Origin of the sequence: Acinetobacter sp. UBA6526, assembly GCF_002434875.1 — a bacterium.
Classification (GTDB): Bacteria; Pseudomonadota; Gammaproteobacteria; order Pseudomonadales; family Moraxellaceae; genus Acinetobacter; species Acinetobacter venetianus.
This window is the reverse complement of record NZ_DJLC01000225.1, coordinates 1-3,583: the sequence shown is the minus strand read 5'-3', so window position 1 is coordinate 3,583 and position 3,583 is coordinate 1. Positions and strand designations below refer to the sequence as shown.

General features: G+C 38.7%; 5 protein-coding genes. 2 read left to right on the top strand and 3 right to left on the bottom strand.

Annotated features, from left to right (window positions below):
* A partial coding sequence (locus B4237_RS15280; protein ID WP_286943830.1) for an AI-2E family transporter occupies positions 1 to 702 on the bottom strand: 702 nt, incomplete at its 3' end.
* A 117-nt stretch (positions 703 to 819) separates the two neighbouring features.
* Positions 820 to 1,464 (bottom strand): ParA family protein, encoded by a 645-nt coding sequence (locus B4237_RS15275; protein WP_004877738.1) that lies wholly within the window; start codon positions 1,462 to 1,464, stop codon positions 820 to 822.
* Positions 1,465 to 1,594: 130 nt separating this feature from the next.
* Between B4237_RS15275 and B4237_RS15270 the strand changes: the two genes are divergently transcribed.
* Positions 1,595 to 2,062 (top strand): Holliday junction resolvase-like protein, encoded by a 468-nt coding sequence (locus tag B4237_RS15270; RefSeq protein ID WP_004877736.1) that lies wholly within the window; start codon positions 1,595 to 1,597, stop codon positions 2,060 to 2,062.
* Here B4237_RS15270 and B4237_RS15265 read toward each other — a convergent pair.
* Entirely contained in the window at positions 2,059 to 2,700 is a 642-nt protein-coding gene (locus tag B4237_RS15265; protein ID WP_019385474.1) for a class I SAM-dependent methyltransferase, read from the bottom strand. The genes B4237_RS15270 and B4237_RS15265 overlap by 4 nt on opposite strands.
* Before the next feature lie 175 nt (positions 2,701 to 2,875).
* Between B4237_RS15265 and B4237_RS15260 the strand changes: the two genes are divergently transcribed.
* Positions 2,876 to 3,439 (top strand): hypothetical protein, encoded by a 564-nt coding sequence (locus B4237_RS15260; RefSeq protein ID WP_412502326.1) that lies wholly within the window; start codon positions 2,876 to 2,878, stop codon positions 3,437 to 3,439.
* The last annotated feature ends 144 nt before the right edge of the window (positions 3,440 to 3,583 follow it).

The window sequence follows — 3,583 nt, the reverse complement described above, 5'->3', positions numbered from 1 at the left end:
ATAACTTAGACCTGCAAGAAGTGCTTGTGCAACAGCGGTTAAGCCAACACCATAGACCACAGCACGAGTGGTTTCAGAAATGGTATCTAAATAATGATGTACACGCGGGCCAATCACCATTTCTAAGGCACGGCTGACCTGAGATAAAATCATTTGCCCATCACGATAGAAGAAAAACAGCGTCATGATGGCAAAGGTGAGTTTAACCAAATTACGGCTGATTTCGCTGAGAACAAATCGGCCATAACTGAGATGGCTTTGAATCCATTCAGCAACATTTTTGGTGATGCTATTTGGATCGCTGCTTAACTCACTAATGGTACGGCTAATGTCCTTGCCGATAATCGGAAGATTTTTAATAAAATCGGGAACTTGAACATGCCCTGAGAAAAGCTGTTTTTGTAAATTAAAATATAAATTGCGACCTTCTAATTGCAGCATGAAAATTGCAAAAATAAAAGGAATTCCAATCACGAGTATGACCAAAGTGATCATAATCGTAGCATTGAGAGTAGGTCTGTTTTCACCAAAAAAACGACGTTGTACCCATAGATATACAGGCCAAGTCATATAGGCAATGATTGCTGCCCAAAGCACAGGGACAATAAAGTATTTAAGAATACTAAATCCCAAAAACATTAAGACAAAGAACAGTCCAAACAGCAAAACGCGTTGTAATGTGGAAGCGTATTGTTGCACCATGATTTTCTCAGTGCTAGAAATTGAATCAATCCATATTAACTGAAAAAGCCATATAGTGAAATTTTCATTTCTTTATTTTAAGATTTAATATCAAAAGATTACCTTTCGTTGCAAAGCTTAAAACCACTCGCTTGGATCATCAACCAATTGGTTTAAAACGGGTTGCCATTGGCTCTGAATCGTCACAAAGTTTTTCTGTGTTTTATCAAAGATACTCAAGCCTTGCATCGCTAAAGTACCGTATGCGCTACGTTCTGAAATCCATGCAACAGGTTCTTGCTCGATTTTGGTAAAAAAGTCCTGAATGTCTTTAGAGCTTGCACTATTCGGTTTCACACGATTTGCAATCAATAAGATTTGAACTTTACCTTTACGAATACGTTTGATGTCTTGTAAGTGTTTTAAGAAACGACGGGTACTATCAATATCAAAGAAAGATGGTTGCAGTGGTGTCACGATGGCATGCGATTCACTGATCAGTTGTTCAGCGTGCTCACCAGATAATGCACCAGGCGCATCAATAATTAAATAATCTAAGTGTTTTGGTGCTTCGCCGATAGATTTTTCATGACGCCAATCAAGGCTTTGAATTTGAGCGACCGTATTAGGTCTTTGTTTCAACCATTGTAATGATGATTTTTGATTGTCGGCGTCGGCCAACGCAACTTTATAACCCTTTTGTGATAATGCTGTAGCGAGGGTAATCGCTGTCATGGTTTTGCCACAACCACCTTTTTGATTCGCAATTAATATTGTCTTCATGAACTTAGATTTTTTAACATATGTTTCGTATTCCGCTATACCTTAGCATCTTTTTTACACGAGTGTGTTACACATGACAAAAGTTTAATGTTGCAGTTAAATAGCGGGGTTGCAGTAAAGGAAGTTTTTTATGTCGGTTTGGCTGGCTATGCTGATTGGGGCGTGTATTGGGGTGGTAATCACGACCATTATTTTATCCAATACTCGAAATGGACGTATCCAAGCAGAATACGAAAAATATATTGCAGAGCTAGAGTTAGAACATAAGCAAGCATTGTTAGATGCGCAAAAACGCAGTGTGAATACTAGCCGAGCAGTACTCAAAGGGAAAATGGCTGAGCAATTTGCACCGATCTTGCCTGAGTTTCAGTATTTACCCAGTGACGCCAAATTCTTAGGTGATCCAGTTGATTATGTGATCTTTGATGGATATACCGATTTCCGTGATGGAGATGGCGAAGCGGAAGATATTGAAGTCATTTTGTTAGATATTAAAAGTGGTGGGGCGCGCTTGAGCAAAGGACAGCAAGCTATTGCTCAAGCGGTGCGTGAAGGACGAATTCGATTCGAAACTTTGCGTATTGATTTTCAAGATTAAGAAAGCTGATCCAAATCAATTTTTTGTACGCGTGCCAATAACATTTTTTGTGCAATCACAGGAATGCCTTCAGCATCAAAGTATTGCTTTTCGATAAATTTAAATTTGGCTTGAGCCAAACTTCGCTCAATATCTCGATTCAGATGGCAGCCGTCACCAATCCGTTTTTGAATCGGGGTAAGTAGTGTTTGTAAGGACTGAATCTTGACTGAGTCGGGATGTTTGACGTGTTCAACCAGATGAAATGTACCTGTGGGTTTAAGCACACGGTAGATTTCAGCTAAGGCTTGATCAAGTTGAGGAATACTACACAAGGTCCATGTTGATACGATGTGATCTAAAGATGCATCGGCAAATGGAAGCTTCTCAGCACTAGATTGCACATGTTTTACATTGAACGGTGCATGTTGCACACGTTCAACTGCAAGGTGATAAATATCAGGGTTTGGCTCAAGTGCATAGAGCGTATCGACGTTGCCATAAAAAGGAATATTCAGACCTGTTCCAAATCCTATTTCTAGTACTTCGCCTTCAATCGGGAGTAATAATTCACGACGCTTGTCCATCAAACTCGCAGTTTGCATGACTTGGTTCAGAAGATGAGGAAAGACTCGACGCTGATAAAATTGATAAATCATGGAAATCCATTTTTTAGATTTTTAAAAATAAGTTAGCAAAATAGAAGCACAAAAATATGACTAAAGTGATTTTGATTGTTACTAAAAAAAGCACTTTTTTTCACCATCTAAGCATACTATGAAATTGATGATTAATTTATTTGCACTCAGCAACATTTTTGAGGAAGTATAAGCCATGAAAAAACGTCTATGGATGAGTTTATGCATGGTTGCTGTAATTGGACAGACCCATGCATCTAAAAGCGATATTGAATACAACATTGCAAATGGATTGCTACCTGTTGCCAAAGATCAGTCTATCTCTGTATTACAACCGTTTTATGGCAATTTTCGGATTTTAGGTTCAAAAGTGTATCAGGATGACGAACAAGCGAAATTTTCTCCGATTGACTATGCGGTGAGTTGGGGATTATTTGCCAATCCTGAGATTGCTCGTACCATTTCAGTGAATCAATATGATCGTTATCTAAATTGGAAAATGGATAAGGTACCAGTTCCAACAGATATCGCCATGCAAATGGTCTCGAATATGCACATCATTCCAGCCAATCCTGAGATTGCTCAGCAGATTAAGCAGGTTAAGCGAGGTGATTTGGTACAATTAAAAGGCGAGTTGGTTGAGGTTCGAGATAAAGATTTAGTTTGGAAATCCTCTTTATCGCCGACCGACACAGGTGATGGTGCTTGTGAGTTATTCCGTGTGAATTCGATTCAATGGATTGAAAAGCAGAAGATTTAAAATAAATATATAAAATAAAAAAGAGGGCAGATGCCACTGCTGTCCCACAAATATCACAAGAAGAACCTCAATTGAGGTTCTTCTTGTTTTCGCCATTTTTTATCAGGCACAAAGAGTGATCTTAAAAGTTTCCTTTCAAATAAA